Here is a 17,641-nt window from a genome sequence, read left to right as displayed (position 1 = left end):
TTAAACTATTTTAGATGATAACCAAGTTTGCTATGAAAAAATTTATTTCCTTTTTATCTATAATTGCGTTGATAAGTGCATTAAGTTATGTTAATGCAGAAGAAGATTATTCTGATTATGAAGAAGAAATACAAATGTTTGATCAAGAAATGGATGTAGAAGCAGAATGAGTAGAAGAAGATTATGAAGATGAATGAGAACAAGTTGAAATGGACGTAGAGTGAGCAGAGGAAGATTATAACGAAGAAGAATATGATATGGATGTAGAAGTAGAATGAGTAGAAGAAGATTATGAAGATGAATGAGAACAAGTTGAAATGGACGTAGAATGAGTAGAGGAAGATTATAACGAAGAAGAATATGATATGGATGTAGAAGTAGAATGAGTAGAAGAAGATTATGAAGATGAATGAGAGTCGCCTGAAGACATATATACAGATGAATATATTGAAGAATTAAACTTTACTGAAATATATAATGATCATATAAACTCATATATAAATGATTTATCAGAAAATCAACCTAATTATACTGAACAGTTTGAAGTTGGTAATATTGACTGGATAGGGTCTAATACTGCTAGAGTTGAATATTATGATGGAGATAATCAGTATGTTTGAGATATAGAACTTGGTTGGTGGAACTGAGAAGTACAGTTTGAGTGATATGAATCTGTAGAATGAGCAGAGGAAGATTATAACGAAGAAGAATATGATATGGATGTAGAAGCAGAATGAGTAGAAGAAGGTTATGAGGATGAATGAGAACAAGTTGAAATGGATGTAGAATGAGCAGAAGAAGATTATCAAGTAGAAGATGTGAGTCTTGATCAATGAGTTAACCTATCGGAAAAGTTTTCTAAATCAATAGAAGAAAGAGAAAATATTGTTGATGAAAATATAGACAATCTTGTATGAGAAAACTATGAAGAGTTTAATACAATTCAATCAAAAATAGATAATTTTGTGAATAATACTGATAATCTTGATTTGCTTGAAGAAAGATATGAAGATTTGGAAGATGTTATTAATAAAATAGATGATCTTAACTTGTCAGTTCAAAATCAATATTTGTATACATCTGTGTTTATTTATCTTCAAAACTCTTTTGAGTCTAGAATAGAAGAATTGTGATGAGATGTTTCTACAGCAGAAGAAGCTGATATGGACTGATGACTTGATTGAATGTTAGAAGACCTTCTAGAATAATTTTTGAAAATATTTTATCATTTTGCATCCCTTCTAAAATGAAGGGATGTTTTTTATTAATTAATATTTATTTAAGGTTTTTGTTTATATTTTATTTATGCTCAATTGTGGGCATATTTAAATATATAAAATAATACAAATGAGAAAAAAAGAAAATATGGAAAAAATTCTAAAATTTTTATCAAAAAAGAATATATGAAGAAGTTGAAACAATAAAAAATGTACTAATAAAGAGGTTCTGATACTTGAAAAGTTGATGAAAAATGTATGAGCAGTGGTGTCTAGAGAAGATTTGATAAACTATACTTGGTGATTTGATTGATATGAAAATGAAAAAAAATTGGATGTATATGTTTCAAATCTTAGAAAAAAAATAGACAAAACAATCATAAAAACAGTAAAATGAGGTTGATACAAAATAGACCCCTAAATTTTTATGAATATTTATGATAGAAAGTAAATGTTAAATACATAAAAAAACTTGAAAATATACTTTAAATATTTAACCTTTGAGTATTCTTTGGTTGTATTAATCTCAATCAGAGTAATTTAGTTGCATAAAATATAAAATAATGAAAAAACAATTGATAATAGCTTTAGTAATTTTTTGAAGTTTTAGTTTGTATTGATGCATGGAAGATATAGAAGATATGAATTGAACTCAAGATGCTTCAGATCAGACTGAGCAACAAAATCAAAATAATGAAGAATGACAAGATTATGAAGAAGAGGAGGCGATGCAAGAGGATATGACTGATGAAGAAGCGATGGAAGAAGATGTAGAGGATATGATAGATGATGAAGATATGATGGATGAAGAAGCAATGCAGGATGCAATGCAACAGGAAATGCCGTCTTCTCCTGATCATCATGATTATGTAGAAGAAGGACATCTTGTGTCTTTGGATTATACTGGTACTGATGAAGATGGTGAGGTTTTTGATACTAGTGAACAAAGTGTTGCTGAAGATGCTGGTATATATGATGAAAATAGACCTTATCAACCATTGGAATTTATAGTTGGTGCATGACAAATGATTCCTGGTTTTGAAGATGCAATTCTTTGAATGGAAGAATGAGAAGTTAAAGAATTTGAAGTTACTCCAGATGAATGATATTGAGATTATCAAGAAGAGCTTGTAGAGGAAATTCCAATGGAATATTTTGAGCAAGCAGGTTTGGAGCCAGTAGAAGATGAGTTTGTAAACTTTGGTCAAATGTTTGGAGAGATAACAGAAATTAGAGACGATGAATGAATTGTAATAGTAGATTTCAATCCTCCAATGGCTTGAGAAAATATGTATTTTGAAGTAGAAATTCATGAAATAAAGGATCAAGATGAGCAAGACATAGATCCAATGCAACAGCCTTAAAAACTAACAAACTATTTTTTAAAAAAGCCCTAAAGGGGCTTTTTTAGTATTTTTTATTGAGTTTTTATTGTTTTTTTGTATAAATAATAGTGTGTTCTTAAAAATATCTTGATTCAGTTAGTTTTTTTTAAATTATTTCAAAAAGTTTAAGATAGCATAATTATTGAAATTGTTTTTTATTTTATTATAATTTTTTATTTAAATTTAAGTTGGGTAATTATTTATGAAGCTTTTTAAAAGAATTCTTATATCTCTTTTCCCTGATGAGGTAATAAATCAGCCTATAAATCCAGCAAGTGTTTTTATAAGTTTTGTTTCTGCAAAACAGTTTTTTTCTGTAGTAAATAGAAAAATAGTAGAAAACTTCAAGTTAAATCTTTTTGATGTGTCCTTAGATAGTTTTGAAGTAAAAGTTGGTTTTGGAAAGTGATCTTCTATGAAGCCTAAAGAAATAGATAATTATTATTCATATTGAGTTGTATCCAACTTCAATTGATATAGGTTTTTTTCTCCATCAAATATATGAAGTGTAGTTTCTCTAGTTGTAAGTATTTATACAAGAAATTTTTTCAAATGATATGATCATAGGTATTTTATTAACTTTATTTTGACTGTTTACTATATAGTATTTATCTTTTTTGCAAGAATTAAAGTTTTTCCTTATTCGGATGATAAAGAAAATTATTCTTGGTTTATAGATCTGTTTTTTCAAACTTACTTATTTGTTTGTAAAAATTCAGGTTTTAAATATGATGAAAATACAATTCAACAAATAAAATTAAAAGTTCTAAAAAATATCCAAGTATTTTTTATGCTTTTTAACCTGTCAAAAACTCTTAATAAATTTTTTGAAGATGATTTTATTGATGAAAAATATTATTATGAACGGATATTTTATGATGAACAAAGAAAAAGCAATAAAAAAGCAGTAACATTAGATTTTATTAAAAATTATCATATTTATACAAGATCTTCAAGGATATCAACTACCGAAAAGAAAATAATACCATTTATTTTGCCCGCTGATATTTTGATTAGATATCTTTTTGAGTGAGAGGATGTTTATAAGATCTCAGAGCTTGTGGTTGAAAATATTTATGATAAAGATGTTTTGGATAATTATATGTCAAGTTTCCTTAAAAATAAAGATGTTTTAGAAGATTTTCTAGTGTATCTTTTGGATTATAGACTTTTCAAGAAAAATTATTTTAAGTGAATAAAAAGATTTATTTCTTGGAAGTTTAATAAAGCTTGAGGTTCTGGAATAGATGATGAGCTTGATGAACTTATGTCAAGTATTTGAGAATGAGATGATCCAGATAATGTTAAAATACCAGATAGGTTAAAAAAAGAATCTGTAGCAACAGAAAAACTTATAAATTTTTATCTAACTTTTGTGTGATGATTTTGGGTGTGAAGAGGAGATAGTTTTTTCTTAAAGCTTTTTAGAAGAAACCTTTTAAGTGTACTTAATACAAACAGATCTTTGAGTTGAATGCATCAAGATTCATTGTTTTTCTATGGAGGTGTTTTGTATAATTATAGTAAAAATGTTTTTTATTATAAATATGCATTTGAGAATGTAAAAGCTGGTAAAGAAAAATTCTCTTTGCCATATAGATCTACATTCAAACAAACTTATTCAAATCCATTTTTGTTAAAATTATTTGATGAAAATTTTTTAACAGTAATATTTCAAGACATAAACCAAAAAGATATAAAAATATTTGTGCAAAATAAAGATATTATTAATCTTTTCAAAGAAAAATTTGGTTCAAAAATTTCTTCTATGGTGAAGTATTCAAAGACATGAATATTAAATTGTTTATATAAAGATTTTTTTGAACTTATTTGAGAAACAAATCAAAATCATTTGTACAAGCATTTTTATAAAAAAGATGTTTCTAATATTAAAGAAAATATATATACTTTTGATATATGGGTTTGGAAAGATTTTATAAATATATTAAATAATGAAAAGATTGATATTCAAAAAAGATACAATAAAGAAAGTATAATATGAATTTGTGCATTTTTGAGAGAAACTTTGTTTTGATTTCTTCTTTATTATAAATACCTTAGTATCCAAGAAAAGATAAATTGAGTAGATTTACATCTTGATACTCTAAAAAAAATATATATATATGATATAGTTTGAATATCTCAGGATTATTATTATCTTGTAGAGTATATAATAAATCAGCTTGTATATGATTATGATGATATGCTTAATAAGTGGATTAGTATAGACGATAATTCATCTTATATGGATTTTTGATATAGAAACTGGTCAGAGTTTTCTGGTTCTAAGAATTATGATTCTATCATGTGAGAGGTAAGTTGAGAAGATGTTATATGGTTTAGAGGATTTTTGAAAAATATAACATTTTATAATAGTAGATATTTGATTCCTAGAGAGTAAAATTTATCTTAATAATATATAAATAATGAAATGTCCAAAATGTGGGAATATGGAAACAAGAGTCGTAGATTCTAGGATAGTAGAGGATTGAAGATCTGTGAGGAGAAGAAGAAATTGTGAATATTGCTGAAAAAAATTTACAACTTTTGAAAAAACCTGAATAACAGATTTGTTAGTTATAAAAAGAAATTGAAATAAAGAAATCTATGATAGAATGAAAATAAAAAAAGCTCTTATGCTGGCTTTTGCCAAAAGAGACTTTAGTGTAGATCAAATAGAAGAGATAATAAGTCAACTTGAAGTAAACTGGCTTAGTAAATGAAAAGAAGTTGATTCAATAGAAATATGAGATGATATTTTGAATTTATTAAAAGAAATAGATATGGTTGCATATATTAGATTTGCTTCTGTTTATAAAAAATTTGAAAACCTTGAAGATTTTAAAAAAATTATTGAAAATAAATGAGGATATTAGAGTACCTTCAAAAAACAAAATGAGTATCAAGAAGAGATATGTTGGAAATGATTAATGAAAAAGCATTATTAGTAAATTGAAACTACGTAGAAAACATAAACTTTGAACTTAAAAAAAATGATATTATTGAAGTAAACCTACCAAGTTGAGAAGTTTATGAAGAAGAAGTTACAAGCTTTCCGTCTTTTAAACCTATTATTGTGGCTTTCAATAAACCCAAAGGATGTGTTGTATCAAAAGCTGATAAACATAACAAAACTATATATACTTACTTACCAAAAAGTTGGAAAAAAGACTTTTATTATATTTGAAGACTTGATAAGTATTCTAGATGATTATTGTTGCTGACAAATGAACCATCTTTGGTAGATTATTATGAATCTCCCAAAAGCAAAATACTTAAAATATATGAAGTAAAAATAAATAAGCCGTTCAAAACAAATCATTTATTAAAATGTAAGAAATGATTTGATGTACAAGACTCTCAAGACAGCTCCAAAAAAGATTTTCTTAGTTTTTATGATGTAAAACCTTTTAAAGATAAGTTTTGAAAACATTATCTTAGAGTTTTGTTAACTGAATGAAAAAACCGTCATATAAGAAGAATGCTTGAAGCTTTGGATTATAAGGTTTTTGATCTTAAAAGAGTGAAGTTTTGAAAATATGAGCTTTGAGATATTAAGCCATGAAAATATCAGATTCATAAAATAAAAAATAGGAAATAAATTTTATAATTTTTTTTGTAATAAATGTACAATCCATATGATTATTATTTTAAAAAAGCTAAAAAAACATGATATAAAGCAAGAAGTGCTTTTAAATTGGAAGAAATAGATAATAAATTTCATATTTTTAATAAAAACACAAAAAACATTCTTGATATATGATGTTATCCATGAAGTTGGATTCAATATATATATGGTAAACTAAATAAATTAAATGTTCAAAACTATAAGATAGTTTGATTTGATTTGATGCAAGCTGAGATGAACATGGAATGAGTTTTTTTATACCAGCAGGATATAAAAGATAAAGAAGGTGTATCATGAATACTTGAAAATTTAGGATTATGAGAACTTGATGTTATAGTTTCAGATATGGCTCCAAATACTATATGAATGAAAGATATAGATAGTATGAAATCCGTAGATTTGCTTGAAGAAAGTTTTTATGTTTATCAAAGCTATCTGAAACAAGATGGAAAATTTGTAATGAAGGTTTTTATGTGACCATGATTTGAAGAGTTTTTATGAAAACTAAAGAAAATATATTGATGAAAAAATATAAAAACTTACAAACCATCTTCTACCAGGAAAAGTAGTAAAGAAACTTATCTTATAAAAATATAGTTTTTTATTTTTAGTATTTATTTGTTTTGTCCTTTCAAGTATGTCACTTTCTGTACAAAAGATAGTGAGTTATTGGAAAAATTATTTCTTCCCAAATCAAGATACTTATAGCTATACTTAGATAAATATCTGCTATATTAAATATAGGAAAATCTCATATCATTATGAAATCTCTTACTCATCATAGAAATAGTCTATCAATTAAGTTTCATAAAGCTCCTGCTACAAATAGTATTAAAACAGTTCAGCTTATCCAGTTCTTATTGTATACAAACCAAAAAACGAAAAAACTAATAAAACTAATTAGCATAATAATTGTCATATCAATCTGAACTCATCGAGCAATTCATTCATTGAATGCTGGATTCAAGAAAATAAATTGTTCGCCAATAGATTTATTATAAAAAATCCATTTAGTAAGTAAATCCAAACTTACAAATCATAATATTATACTCAATAGTGAATATAATTTTGGTTTTTTAATTTTTCTTTTGATATACTGATAAATTTCATCAGGATTTTTGAGTTGTCAAATTGTTTTTAAATCTTTGATACTCAAAAATCATTCATTTTTTATCCACTGAGAAAGTAATTTAAGATTCTTTCAAGAAAAGTCACCATATTTTCATCTTTCAAAATCTATTATATAGATTTTGTTTTGTTCCCCTACAATTATATTTTTGTAGGGTCTCATTAGTTCTCAGTGTATTATTCAGCATCTATCAAGACAATAAGCTTTATACAATAAATCAAGCATCAAATTTTTGTTTTTGTTTTGATTTTCATAAGCTTCAGAAAAATGAATTCACTCTATAAATTCATACTCAAAAAAATTTTCTCAAGTATATTGTATTTGAGGTACAAAGTTTATTCAGTATTGATTTAATTTTTTGATTATAAATATTTCTTTTTGAATTATAGATTCCTTTCATTTTAGTGCGGTTTTTCTGGCAATTTTTTTGTTTTTTTGATTGTATATTTCAATATTTCATCTTCGTCAACCTCATATTTTTTCCATAATAAAAAATTTTTTAAGTTTAAATACAAGTTTTCTACCTATTATCCTTTTCAAATTTTATAATGTTTTCTAGTACCTTATTTTTTTCATAATCTCTCATTAATACGTGATTTGATTTTTCAAGTTTGATTAATTTTTTATATTCAGATGCTATATTATCATAAATAAGTTTTGATCATTGTATATTATTGGTACGATCTTTTTTTGAATGTTGTATTAAAGTTGGAATGTTTACTTCTCACAAACTTCATCTTATCTGTTCAAAATAATCAAACGAGTTTGTAATTGGTTCAAAAGGAAAATTTAAATATGCTATATGTTCTTTTTCTCATCAAGGTTTGTTGATTTGTGCTATATTTATTTTGCTTCAATATACTAAATGCTGTCATACAACTTCTGCATATTCAGCCAAAGAAAAGTTATCGTATTCAATATAACTTAACTTTATAAAAGGAGCAAGCAAGTATAAATTATTTGTACTTTCGTATTGATTTTGTGCAATAGCAATAGAAAGAAATCCTCAAAGTGAGAATCATACAATATTTATATTGTTACACTTATTTTCAAGTTTTTTGTAAATATCATCTACTTGGTTGTACCAGTCTTTTACATCAATATCTATCATGTCACTTGGTTTTGTGCCGTGTCATTCTAATCTTGGCACATAAACATAATCTCAAAAAGTTTTATTTATTTCCTTTGCATAATTTTTGAACTCATCGGGTACAGAAGTATATCCATGGATCATCAACCAGCATGTTTGGTTTTCTCATTCAAGTTTTATCTCTTCTGCTCATTTAATTTTTCAGTCTGATGTGTATTCCCAGTGTTCCAAATCTCTGTTGTCTATTTTTTCTCAGTTTAGAAATCATGTGAAAAAGTATAACAAAACAAAAGCACTGATAACTGCTAATATAAAAATCGACAAAAAACTTATTCAAAAAACTTTTTTCATTAAATATTTTATTTAATTTAAATAACCTGTACTAACTACAAACAATATGTTCAATTACATTTTTAATTTTATTGCTATCGTGTCTAATCATATCTTCTTGTTTTATAAAGTCGTATTTCATTACTCTACTATCTGTAATATCTTCTTTTATGATAGATTTATTTTCTTTTTCATAATGTTTTAAGATGTGTTCTTTCACAGGATGTTTTTCCCAGTCTTGCATTAAAATATAATCAAATATATCCTCTCACAAAAAGTATTTGAAAACATTCAAAAAGTCAGATAAATGGTAATTATTTGTTTCTCAGTATTTTGTGAAAAGGTTTAAAAATAGCATTTTTTGTGCTTTTGATTCTTTTAGTAAGTTGGCAATATTTCCAATAAGTATGTTTGGTAAAATAGAAGTATATAAATCTCAGGGAGCTATTATTATATAATCTGCATTATTTATCACCTCAGGTATATGAGGATTTTCTTTTGGTTTATCCTGAATAAATTTTTCTAGTATATTGAATTTCATATTATAGGGTATTTGTTGTTCATTTAGTATATTTTTGATAGCATTTATATAATCATCTTTAAGAACAAACAAGTCTTTTATTTGTAGCTGAGGATCGTGTTTTGGTATATCAATATTAGTTTCTCATATTACATAATCAAGGTTTTCAAGTTGAGCTAAAATTCTTACTCTTTCAAAAGTTGTAGGATATACTTTTCATTTTACATCAAAAAGTTCTTCTAAAAGATTTATAGACTTTCAAAAATCGTGTGTTATGTCGTGTAAGGCCATCATTATAATATTTCAAAGATTGTGTCAATAAAATGCTCAGCCTTCAAATCTATAATTAAAAATATCTCTTAGTATTTGTGTTTTTTCCTTGTTTGACAAAGCAACTATGGCTCTTCTAAGGTCTCAAGGAGGTAGAGCTCAGTATTCATCTCTAAGTTTTCAGGTGCTTCATCAATCATCAGACATTGTTACTATTGAAGATATTTGAGTTCATGGTATATCTTTAAGGGCTGAAAGCATATTGAAACTTCCTGTTCAACCTCAAATAACTACTATATTGGTCATTGCAATTTTATTATTCAATAAATTTATATAATAAAAATTAATATAATGAAATAAAACTGATTGTAAACAGTTTGTATAATTGAGAACTGAAAAATTCACTATTTTTATATCTTACTAAAATTTTATTCATTCATAAGTTCATTTTAGTATAGATTTGAATGTTTCAAATTTACTGTGTTTACCTAAAAATAAAACTAAAAATATAAACCATCCAGTTTGTATCCATAATCAAGAAATATAAAATATGTATTTTTCCCACCATTTAGCATTATTTTTTATAAGTATGATTCTGTTTCTGGATTTTTGATATGCTGTTTTGGGAGTTCAGATAAAAGATTTTTCTGTGGCTGATTTTTCTTTCTCCATATGATTAGTTTTCAAGTTATTGTCTACCACGATTTTGTATCCAAGATTTGTTGCTCTCCAAGAAAAATCAAGATCCTCATAAATAAACTCAAAATACTCATCAAACATAATCTTTTTGAAATTATTAGTTTTTCAAAAAATACTATTTCATCAGATTAGTTTTGGTGTTGAGTAATCTCAAGTTGATTTGGTGGGTACCACCTTTGCCAAAAAAGGAGAGATTTTTTTGAATCATTGAGACTGTATTTTATTTGTTTGTCTGTACATTATCGTAGGGGATAGGAAAATCTCCTTTTCAAAATTGTTTTGATATTTTGAGTAGCTTTCTATTGTTTCCTTGAAAAAATTTTCTCAAAAAATATTATCATCATCAATGATATACATATATTCACTTTTGCATAGATTTATACCAAAATTTCTTATATAACTAACTCAAACTCAAGGACATAAATTGCTATTTAGATTTGTTATTATGTTGAATATTTGTTTTTTTTCTTCTTCTATTTTTTTAAAAATAAAATAAAGTATTATATCATATTCGTCTTTTCATATAAATTTATCAATTATAATATGTACTTTGCTAGGTAATACATTTGAATTAACTATACTTTCTACTATTTTTTGAAGTGTTCATATGCTTCCTCTAGATGGGATTACTACTTCGAATTTCATCTTAGTATTTTTAAAGAATTAATTTGTGATTAGATCATTTTTATGTATTTCGTATAATTTTTTAATATCTTCATCTGACTGATATTTGGGAAATAATATTTGTCATAATGGTAATTGCAAATCGATCTTTTCACTTACTTTGTGATTGTTTTCTATCATCTTATTTATGCTCTCTTCATCATAATTGTTTTTTTTCATGATTTTTCTGATTTCCTCTTCTGATTTTATGTGATAATCTCATTGTATAAATGATTTGGTGTATTTTTGGTTTTCTTTAATGCATAATAAAACTTCATAAGCTTTTTTATCTGTTTTTTCTGGGTATGAATAATCATTTCATATAATCAGTTGAGTTCAATTAGATGAAGCAATCTCAATTAATTTTTGATTTATTTTTTTTGTTTCTTTAAGTTTTGTCTCATCTTGTGCCATTATTTCATAATAAACTTCTCATTCAAAAATCTCATTTAGTTTTTTTGTAATATCTTCAATTTTTTTGTCTTCTTCTCATGAAAGTATCATACTTCCTAAAAAGCTGTTCTCTCATCAAACTATTCAGATAAGTCATTTGCTAAATGTTTGTAATGTCTCAAAATCAATCCTTGGCTTTTGATTGTATCAGGTAGTATGAGCAAATGATACAAGTTTCAATAAATTTTGGTATCAATCAATATTTTTAGCAATTAGTACTATGTTTTGTGGTGTGGTTTTTTCATGTTTGTTTTGTAGGTCTAGACTTAGAAACAATTCTGTTCATAAAATTGGTTTTATTCAGTTTTTTTCTGCATTTTCATAAAATTCTATAGATCAGTACATTCCATGATAGTCAGTAACTGCTATTGCTGACATCCCTAGCTCTTTTGCTTTTTCTACTATTTTTCATGGATTTCAAGTGGCTTCAAGAAGGCTATAATGGCTATGTCAATGTAGGTGAATCATTAAATACTATAATCAATTTAAAATTTTTTACTTGATTTTTATATTCTAATGTATAATTATATAAAAAATAAAAGCAAGTTTTATTAGATAAAAAAAATAATGTTTATAATACCTTTGTTTTTTATAGTATTTTGATTGTTGATTATAATATTTCCGGAGTTTTTAGCATATCTTGTGGGTGGGTTTTTCATACTTTTGTGAGTAAATATTTTGTTGTGAATATTTTTTATTAAAAAATGAAAAAAAAGATGAGACTGAGTTCGTATTGCTTGATATAAAATATACAAAGATTAATTCCAGAAAGGTATTAATTTAGATAACACTCTAAAAATTATCAAATTTACTCTTGTATTAAATTAAAATAAAAAGTTCATTATTTTAAAAGTTAGTTGTTTTATGTATTCTTGTTTTTTGGGAGATTGCTTTCCATAGATGTTTTTGTTTCTTTTTTTAAAGGTATATCTATACTGTTGTTTTTTGTATGATAAATACATATTTTAATTAGAACATTAATAATTCTGGTTTAATAATAATTGTTATACCTAGTCATAACATTAACAATCATCAAAGAATATTTATCCAGATTTTGTGTTTATTGCTTATTCATATTAGGCTAAAAGTGGCAACAGCAAATCAGAATATTATGAAATGATCAAGCAGAAAAAAGAAAACATAACCAAGCAAAAAAAGTATATTTGTAATTAATCAAAATCATTGGGCTTCTAATATTGTTACATATGTGATAGGTATTCAAACTGTACAAAACATTTCCAAAAAGTTTACTATGAATGCTATCAAACTTATTCATATAATCGATAAAATCATACTTTTTTGTTGTATTACTTTTTGTATTTTATCAAAGAAAAATTTTCTTCTTTTTTCTCACATTACCGAACATCAAGTTTTTTCAGTGAATGCTTTTATAAGGCTTGATATACCAAATATTATTCACAAAACTCATACCATGATTTGGAATGTGCCTCTTAGGTGTTGAGGAATGCTTTGTACTGTGAATAATAGGAATGAAAGTATTCCAAGATATGCAATTCATGAAGCTATTATAAATGTACTTCAAAGTATTATGACTTTCTTTTTGTCTCAGCTACCAAGTAGGATACTCAATAAAAACAATAATATAAACAATGCACATGGATTGAATCAATCCAAAAGTCATGCAATTATTGTTAACACTGGTATAGATAACGCATAAAGATTGATATCTCAAAGAAAAGGAAGTTCTACTATATGTTGTTGTCCTGTAGTATTATCTCAGGTGTTATCTATATTTTCACCAAATCAAAATCCAACCAAAAACAATAGTACTGTTGTTATGAGTATTGTTATATATTTCATATTATTCAAAATTATTGATTATATCAATTACTTCATCATTACATTCATATTCTATGCAATAATCAATTTTTTCAATCATATTGTTTTTATCTACTCATACAAAAGATTCTTCTCAGATTATAGTTAGAGGAACTCAAGTTGTACGAACTCAAAGTTGACTTCAAATCTCTCACATAAGTCTAGAGTTTTGTCTATCTCACCATGTTTCAAATTTATTTATGTTGATTTTGTCTTTGTAATCTTCATTGTTTTCTAGATCTTCCCATATTTGATTTTGAGTATCGCAAGCAGGGCAACCATCTCACCAAAAATAATATATTTGTGTTACTCATTCTTGGGGTTGTATTTCATAAGCTGATTCTTGTGAATTTCAGTTTGACTGGTTGTTGTTATTTGTTCCTTCTCAATTTCAATCACATCAATAGATTATGATTGAAAATGATAGTATTGCTATTAAAAAAATCTTTTTCATTATTATTTTTAGTTTCGAATTAAATTTATTATTTTGAACAATAATTTTTCAAATTTTTAGTCTATGTTAAATAGCTCCTTTAGGTTGTTTTTTAGTTGTTTTTCTGATATTTCTCAAATATGCTTTTTAAGAACTTGTCAGTTTGTTGATTCAAATATTATTGCAGGTAGGGCATCATCAAGATTGTACTTTTCTACTATATCTTTGTGAGTATCAAAATCGTATTCTTCATATATAATATCAGAATATTCTTGTATAATTTTATTTACAATTGGTTTTGCAACAAGACATGAATTACACCAAATAGCACCTACAAACACAATTTTCATATAATGATATTTTATACAAATAAATGATAAATTTATATTGATGTTTTTTTTAAATTCAAGTTTTATTCTTACCGATAGTTTAAGTTACGTATTATAAAAATGTTTTATTTAACCTTAAACTTAAAGAGTTAGCTAAATATCTTTATAAAACAATTTTTTGTTATTATTTACTTGACATGTGTTGTTGTTTGTTTATTCTAATTTTTGTTTTAGTAGTTTATTGAGAAAAATGTTGCAAAATGAAGTCTTGTTGGCTGAGGCAGGAATAACCTGAAAAATAAATCAAACAATAGTTATGACAAAACAAATTTGAGAAGTAATACAGAATCTTTTTTTAGAAGAAAGTTTAAAAGATAAAGTATATCAAGAGCTTGATAAGATTTGTGTACAGTTATCTATTGAAGATCATCAAGATTTTATAGATTATGTTGTACATTATAACAAAACTATAGAGCAGATTGAAGAAGATAAAGTGCTGATTTGAATAATATTTCTTATTTCAAACTTGATATGAAAATTGTCTTTTGAGAAAAAACAGAGACTTTTGTTTCAAGCTAAATACGAAGCAAACAACTATCAAAATCCTATATATTCAATATTTCATTTCCTAAAACCATTAATATGAACATAGAACTTCTAAATTGAACATTTAAAATAAAGTTTCCTTATAAAAGTGTTTGTATAGACTGAAGATATCCATCAACAAATTATGAGGTGGGTGTTAGTATTCCTTGAGCAGACCTAGGTGATTTGGCTGGTATGATTGCATTTTTCAACAATCAAGATATTGATATAAAAAATGATGATATTTTGGATGTTATGCTAGAGGTAGTATGATGATTAAAAAACTTTTCTTTTCATACAGATGAACATCATTCAAATAAAGATTATGAAAATTATTCTTATGATGAATGTATTTGATGTTGACATATACTTTGTGAACTAAAAAAACCATCAGAATACAATCTAACAAAGAAAGATATAAGTTTTTTGATAAAAACCTTGGAAAGTTTGGAAAAAGAATGAGCTAATAATGAAATCTTGTACTGAGCTCATGAAGAAGAAGCAGTATTAATAGTAAACTCAGAAAAATACTCTATTTATCATACTTTTTTGGATGATAATAAAGCAAGAAGACAATTTTTTGTATTTACTCCAAATACAATCAAGGCAAGACATTTGTTAATTATAAAAAAATTATTTCAAAAATGATTGATTCCCAAAAACTATAATTACGAGAGAGTTAAAAAAGATATTTACTCAATGACTCAAAAACATCTTAATCAAACTGCAAGTAAGCTTGCAAAAGGTAAGCCTCTTTATGATGTGTATTTTGACAATAAATGAAATCCTTATGCTAAATATTTAAAAAAAATATAATTTTTAAAATTGTAAAAATGTTATTGTTATGGATTGATTTAGAATCGTTTTAATAGAGAAGTTTAAGATATATTTTATTGAAAAAGAAAAAAAATGTATATATTTTATTAATTAAGTTTACCAAATAAGTTTATCTAATGGAGTGTATATTTTGTAAAATAGTAAATTGAGAAATTCCTGCTGAAAAAGTTTATGAAGATGACAGTTATATTGCTTTTAATGACATAAATCCAAAGACACCTGTACATATACTTATAATTCCAAAAAAACATATAAAAATGTTTCATTCAGTAGATAATGAAGAAGATAAAAACTTGATCAAATGAATGTATGATATAGCTTGGCATATTATACAACTAAAAAATCTTAAATGATGCAATCTTTTGATTAATTCTGGTTCGGATCACTGACAGGAAGTGTTTCATATACACTTGCATCTTATGAGTAAATATGAGGTTGACAAATAATTTAATATATAAAAGAACTGTATGTGAAAAAAAGTTAAAGTGGTATTGTTAGAAAATGTTGCTTGAATAGGTAATAAAGGTACATTGGCTGAAGTATCTGCTCCTTATGCAAAAAATGTATTAATCAAAAAAAATATTGCAAAATTAGCAGAAAACGATGATATCAACAAGATAAATCAACAAAAACAGCAAGAAGAAAACACAAGAAAAAAACAAAAGGAGAGATTTGATAATTTTTTGGAAGATGTGAGATCAAACTGACTTGTTATTCAAAAATCTGTATCTCCTTGAGGAAAGCTATATGATAAGATTGGTGTTAATGATATACTAAATATTGTGCTAAAAACTTACTGAGTAAAACTAACTGCAAAATGCATTGAGATGCCGAAAAAAATAGAGCAGGTGGGGGATTATGATGTGTTTGTTACTTTTGAGTGAAAAAAATACAACCTAAAACTTTCTATTAAGTCAAAATAGTTAAATAAGTATATGTCAATACTGTTTTTTTTAATTATTTTTGTTTTTTTGCTTTATATTTTTTAATTATTAAAATAATTATTGTGTTATTTTATAAATAAAAATAAAAATGAAAATTCAAAAAACAACAAAGATAATTCTAATTCTATCGTTTTTCTTGTTCTCTAGCTTTAGTTTTGCAAATAATGTAGATACATCAAACTGTGAAAAAAGATATTTTATTGTTTCTTGATATTATTCACCTCTTGAATGACAAGATTTTTATTATAGATCAGATTTTTATAGGGAAATAAGATTGAATTGAAGGGGTACACATTGAGCTTCCTGAAGGGCTGTATTCAATGGAATGATAGCAGCTCCAAGAAATTATGAATTTTGAACAAATATATATTTCCCTTGATATGGGATGTGAGAAGTCCATGATAGGTGACAGGCTATAGTAAATGCAGGGCAAAGATGATACTCACATGATAGAATAGATATATGGATGTGATATTGAGAGGAATGACTTAAGAGGGCATTATCATTTGGTAAAAGAACAATTGCTTGATATGTATGTCCAGGATGAGAAAGTTGATTTGATATGGATCAATTCCCAATACATAATGATTTTTTTAGGGTTTCTTTGTGGTGAGTTTATTTGACTCCTTGAAGGCAAGATCCATTCGTAGAAACATTACAAGAATATATGTATAAACTTGGATATATAGATGATTCATCTGTTACTTGATATTATGGTCCAATAACTAGACAAGCTGTTTGTAAATTTCAGCAAGTACATTGAATAACAGACTCATCAGATAATTATTGTTGATATTTCTGACCTAGAACTAGGAGTGTACTCAAAGATTTGGCTGAATCAAAAGGATTTTTTAACAATGATATGTATAAAAATTATATAATAACTACTACCAAAGAAGAAGATGATACACCATTGGCATGAATAGAATCCCAAGAAGAACCTGATGAGTCAACCGATTCATCCGATATGGATGAAAATGATGATGAGTCTGCAAGTTGAGTAAGCTTTGAAAGGTGAATTCCTAAATGAGAAGAATCTGAAGAGGTGGCAAAGATAGAAAGTTATCTTGTAAAATTTTGATATTTAGACGAATCAAATAAAAACTCTAAATATGATATGAATACAATAGTTTCTATTTATAGATTTCAGTTGGATAATTGAATACTATCAGAAGATGCAGATATTTCTATAAAATGATACTTTTGACCATCTACTAGAGACAAGTTTAATCAAAAAATAGAAAAACTATAATTGATTTTTGATGTTTTTTGATTATTTTTATAAAAATT

21 protein-coding genes are annotated in these 17,641 nt (G+C 25.7%); 13 read left to right on the top strand and 8 right to left on the bottom strand.

The window, feature by feature from the left end; all coding sequences use genetic code 25:
• The first annotated feature begins 14 nt into the window (after window positions 1–14).
• From HLG78_RS02765 to HLG78_RS02735, 7 genes are all read left to right on the top strand, one after another.
• Complete coding sequence (locus HLG78_RS02765; protein WP_231180843.1) at window positions 15–1,208, top strand: hypothetical protein; 1,194 nt, start codon at window positions 15–17, stop codon at window positions 1,206–1,208.
• 139 nt (window positions 1,209–1,347) lie between these two features.
• On the top strand, window positions 1,348–1,638 hold the full coding sequence (locus tag HLG78_RS02760; protein ID WP_231180842.1) for a winged helix-turn-helix domain-containing protein: 291 nt from the start codon (window positions 1,348–1,350) through the stop codon (window positions 1,636–1,638).
• 142 nt (window positions 1,639–1,780) lie between these two features.
• Window positions 1,781–2,581 carry an FKBP-type peptidyl-prolyl cis-trans isomerase gene (locus HLG78_RS02755; protein WP_231180841.1) on the top strand — a complete coding sequence of 267 codons (801 nt, stop codon included), beginning with the start codon at window positions 1,781–1,783 and terminating at the stop codon, window positions 2,579–2,581.
• Window positions 2,582–2,804: 223 nt separating this feature from the next.
• Complete coding sequence (locus HLG78_RS02750; RefSeq protein WP_231180840.1) at window positions 2,805–5,003, top strand: hypothetical protein; 2,199 nt, start codon at window positions 2,805–2,807, stop codon at window positions 5,001–5,003.
• A gap of 25 nt (window positions 5,004–5,028) precedes the next feature.
• Window positions 5,029–5,478 carry a transcriptional regulator NrdR gene (gene nrdR / locus HLG78_RS02745; RefSeq protein WP_231180839.1) on the top strand — a complete coding sequence of 150 codons (450 nt, stop codon included), beginning with the start codon at window positions 5,029–5,031 and terminating at the stop codon, window positions 5,476–5,478.
• Window positions 5,466–6,203: a pseudouridine synthase gene (locus tag HLG78_RS02740; protein WP_231180838.1), complete on the top strand. Its 738-nt coding sequence runs from the start codon at window positions 5,466–5,468 to the stop codon at window positions 6,201–6,203. Before nrdR ends, HLG78_RS02740 begins: the two co-directional genes overlap by 13 nt.
• A gap of 24 nt (window positions 6,204–6,227) precedes the next feature.
• On the top strand, window positions 6,228–6,827 hold the full coding sequence (locus HLG78_RS02735; protein WP_231180837.1) for an RlmE family RNA methyltransferase: 600 nt from the start codon (window positions 6,228–6,230) through the stop codon (window positions 6,825–6,827).
• A gap of 10 nt (window positions 6,828–6,837) precedes the next feature.
• Here HLG78_RS02735 and HLG78_RS02730 read toward each other — a convergent pair whose 3' ends face one another.
• The 5 genes from HLG78_RS02730 to HLG78_RS02710 all read right to left on the bottom strand — a co-directional run bounded on the left by HLG78_RS02730 (window position 6,838) and on the right by HLG78_RS02710 (window position 11,852).
• Window positions 6,838–7,845, bottom strand: coding sequence for a signal peptidase II (locus HLG78_RS02730; RefSeq protein ID WP_231180836.1), 1,008 nt, complete (start codon window positions 7,843–7,845; stop codon window positions 6,838–6,840).
• A gap of 34 nt (window positions 7,846–7,879) precedes the next feature.
• Window positions 7,880–8,800 (bottom strand): alpha/beta hydrolase, encoded by a 921-nt coding sequence (locus HLG78_RS02725; RefSeq protein WP_231180835.1) that lies wholly within the window; start codon window positions 8,798–8,800, stop codon window positions 7,880–7,882.
• Window positions 8,801–8,831: 31 nt separating this feature from the next.
• On the bottom strand, window positions 8,832–9,875 hold the full coding sequence (locus HLG78_RS02720; protein WP_231180834.1) for a gluconeogenesis factor YvcK family protein: 1,044 nt from the start codon (window positions 9,873–9,875) through the stop codon (window positions 8,832–8,834).
• 114 nt (window positions 9,876–9,989) lie between these two features.
• Complete coding sequence (locus HLG78_RS02715) at window positions 9,990–10,913, bottom strand: glycosyltransferase family 2 protein (RefSeq protein WP_231180833.1); 924 nt, start codon at window positions 10,911–10,913, stop codon at window positions 9,990–9,992.
• Window positions 10,914–10,931: 18 nt separating this feature from the next.
• Window positions 10,932–11,852, bottom strand: coding sequence for a PHP domain-containing protein (locus HLG78_RS02710; protein WP_231180832.1), 921 nt, complete (start codon window positions 11,850–11,852; stop codon window positions 10,932–10,934).
• Between the two features lie 99 nt (window positions 11,853–11,951).
• Here HLG78_RS02710 and HLG78_RS02705 point away from each other — a divergent pair, with 99 nt between their 5' ends.
• Complete coding sequence (locus HLG78_RS02705; RefSeq protein WP_231180831.1) at window positions 11,952–12,146, top strand: hypothetical protein; 195 nt, start codon at window positions 11,952–11,954, stop codon at window positions 12,144–12,146.
• A 207-nt stretch (window positions 12,147–12,353) separates the two neighbouring features.
• Here the strand turns inward: HLG78_RS02705 and HLG78_RS02700 are convergent, their stop codons facing one another.
• From HLG78_RS02700 to HLG78_RS02690, 3 genes are read right to left on the bottom strand one after another with little or no spacing between them, the layout of a single operon-like run.
• On the bottom strand, window positions 12,354–13,205 hold the full coding sequence (locus tag HLG78_RS02700; protein ID WP_231180830.1) for a hypothetical protein: 852 nt from the start codon (window positions 13,203–13,205) through the stop codon (window positions 12,354–12,356).
• Between the two features lies 1 nt (window position 13,206).
• The gene (locus tag HLG78_RS02695; RefSeq protein WP_231180829.1) at window positions 13,207–13,677 is read right to left on the bottom strand and encodes a YbbN family protein; all 471 of its coding nucleotides are present in this window, start codon (window positions 13,675–13,677) and stop codon (window positions 13,207–13,209) included.
• A gap of 56 nt (window positions 13,678–13,733) precedes the next feature.
• Window positions 13,734–14,006 (bottom strand): thioredoxin family protein, encoded by a 273-nt coding sequence (locus tag HLG78_RS02690; RefSeq protein ID WP_231180828.1) that lies wholly within the window; start codon window positions 14,004–14,006, stop codon window positions 13,734–13,736.
• A gap of 229 nt (window positions 14,007–14,235) precedes the next feature.
• Between HLG78_RS02690 and HLG78_RS02685 the strand changes: the two genes are divergently transcribed.
• The 5 genes from HLG78_RS02685 (at window position 14,236) to HLG78_RS02665 (ending at window position 17,603) form a co-directional block, all read left to right on the top strand.
• The gene (locus HLG78_RS02685) at window positions 14,236–14,637 is read left to right on the top strand and encodes a hypothetical protein (protein WP_231180827.1); all 402 of its coding nucleotides are present in this window, start codon (window positions 14,236–14,238) and stop codon (window positions 14,635–14,637) included.
• The gene (locus tag HLG78_RS02680) at window positions 14,628–15,386 is read left to right on the top strand and encodes a hypothetical protein (RefSeq protein WP_231180826.1); all 759 of its coding nucleotides are present in this window, start codon (window positions 14,628–14,630) and stop codon (window positions 15,384–15,386) included. Before HLG78_RS02685 ends, HLG78_RS02680 begins: the two co-directional genes overlap by 10 nt.
• Before the next feature lie 137 nt (window positions 15,387–15,523).
• On the top strand, window positions 15,524–15,853 hold the full coding sequence (locus HLG78_RS02675) for an HIT domain-containing protein (RefSeq protein ID WP_231180825.1): 330 nt from the start codon (window positions 15,524–15,526) through the stop codon (window positions 15,851–15,853).
• Between the two features lie 21 nt (window positions 15,854–15,874).
• Entirely contained in the window at window positions 15,875–16,330 is a 456-nt protein-coding gene (rplI, locus tag HLG78_RS02670) for a 50S ribosomal protein L9 (protein ID WP_231180824.1), read from the top strand.
• 109 nt (window positions 16,331–16,439) lie between these two features.
• On the top strand, window positions 16,440–17,603 hold the full coding sequence (locus tag HLG78_RS02665) for a peptidoglycan-binding protein (protein ID WP_231180812.1): 1,164 nt from the start codon (window positions 16,440–16,442) through the stop codon (window positions 17,601–17,603).
• Window positions 17,604–17,641: the final 38 nt, after the last annotated feature.

The sequence above is a fragment of the Candidatus Absconditicoccus praedator genome (genome assembly GCF_021057185.1).
In the GTDB taxonomy this organism is placed as follows: Bacteria; Patescibacteriota; Gracilibacteria; order Absconditabacterales; family Absconditicoccaceae; genus Absconditicoccus; species Absconditicoccus praedator.
The sequence above is the reverse complement of the archived record's forward strand: the minus strand, read 5'-3'. Positions and strand labels throughout refer to the sequence as shown.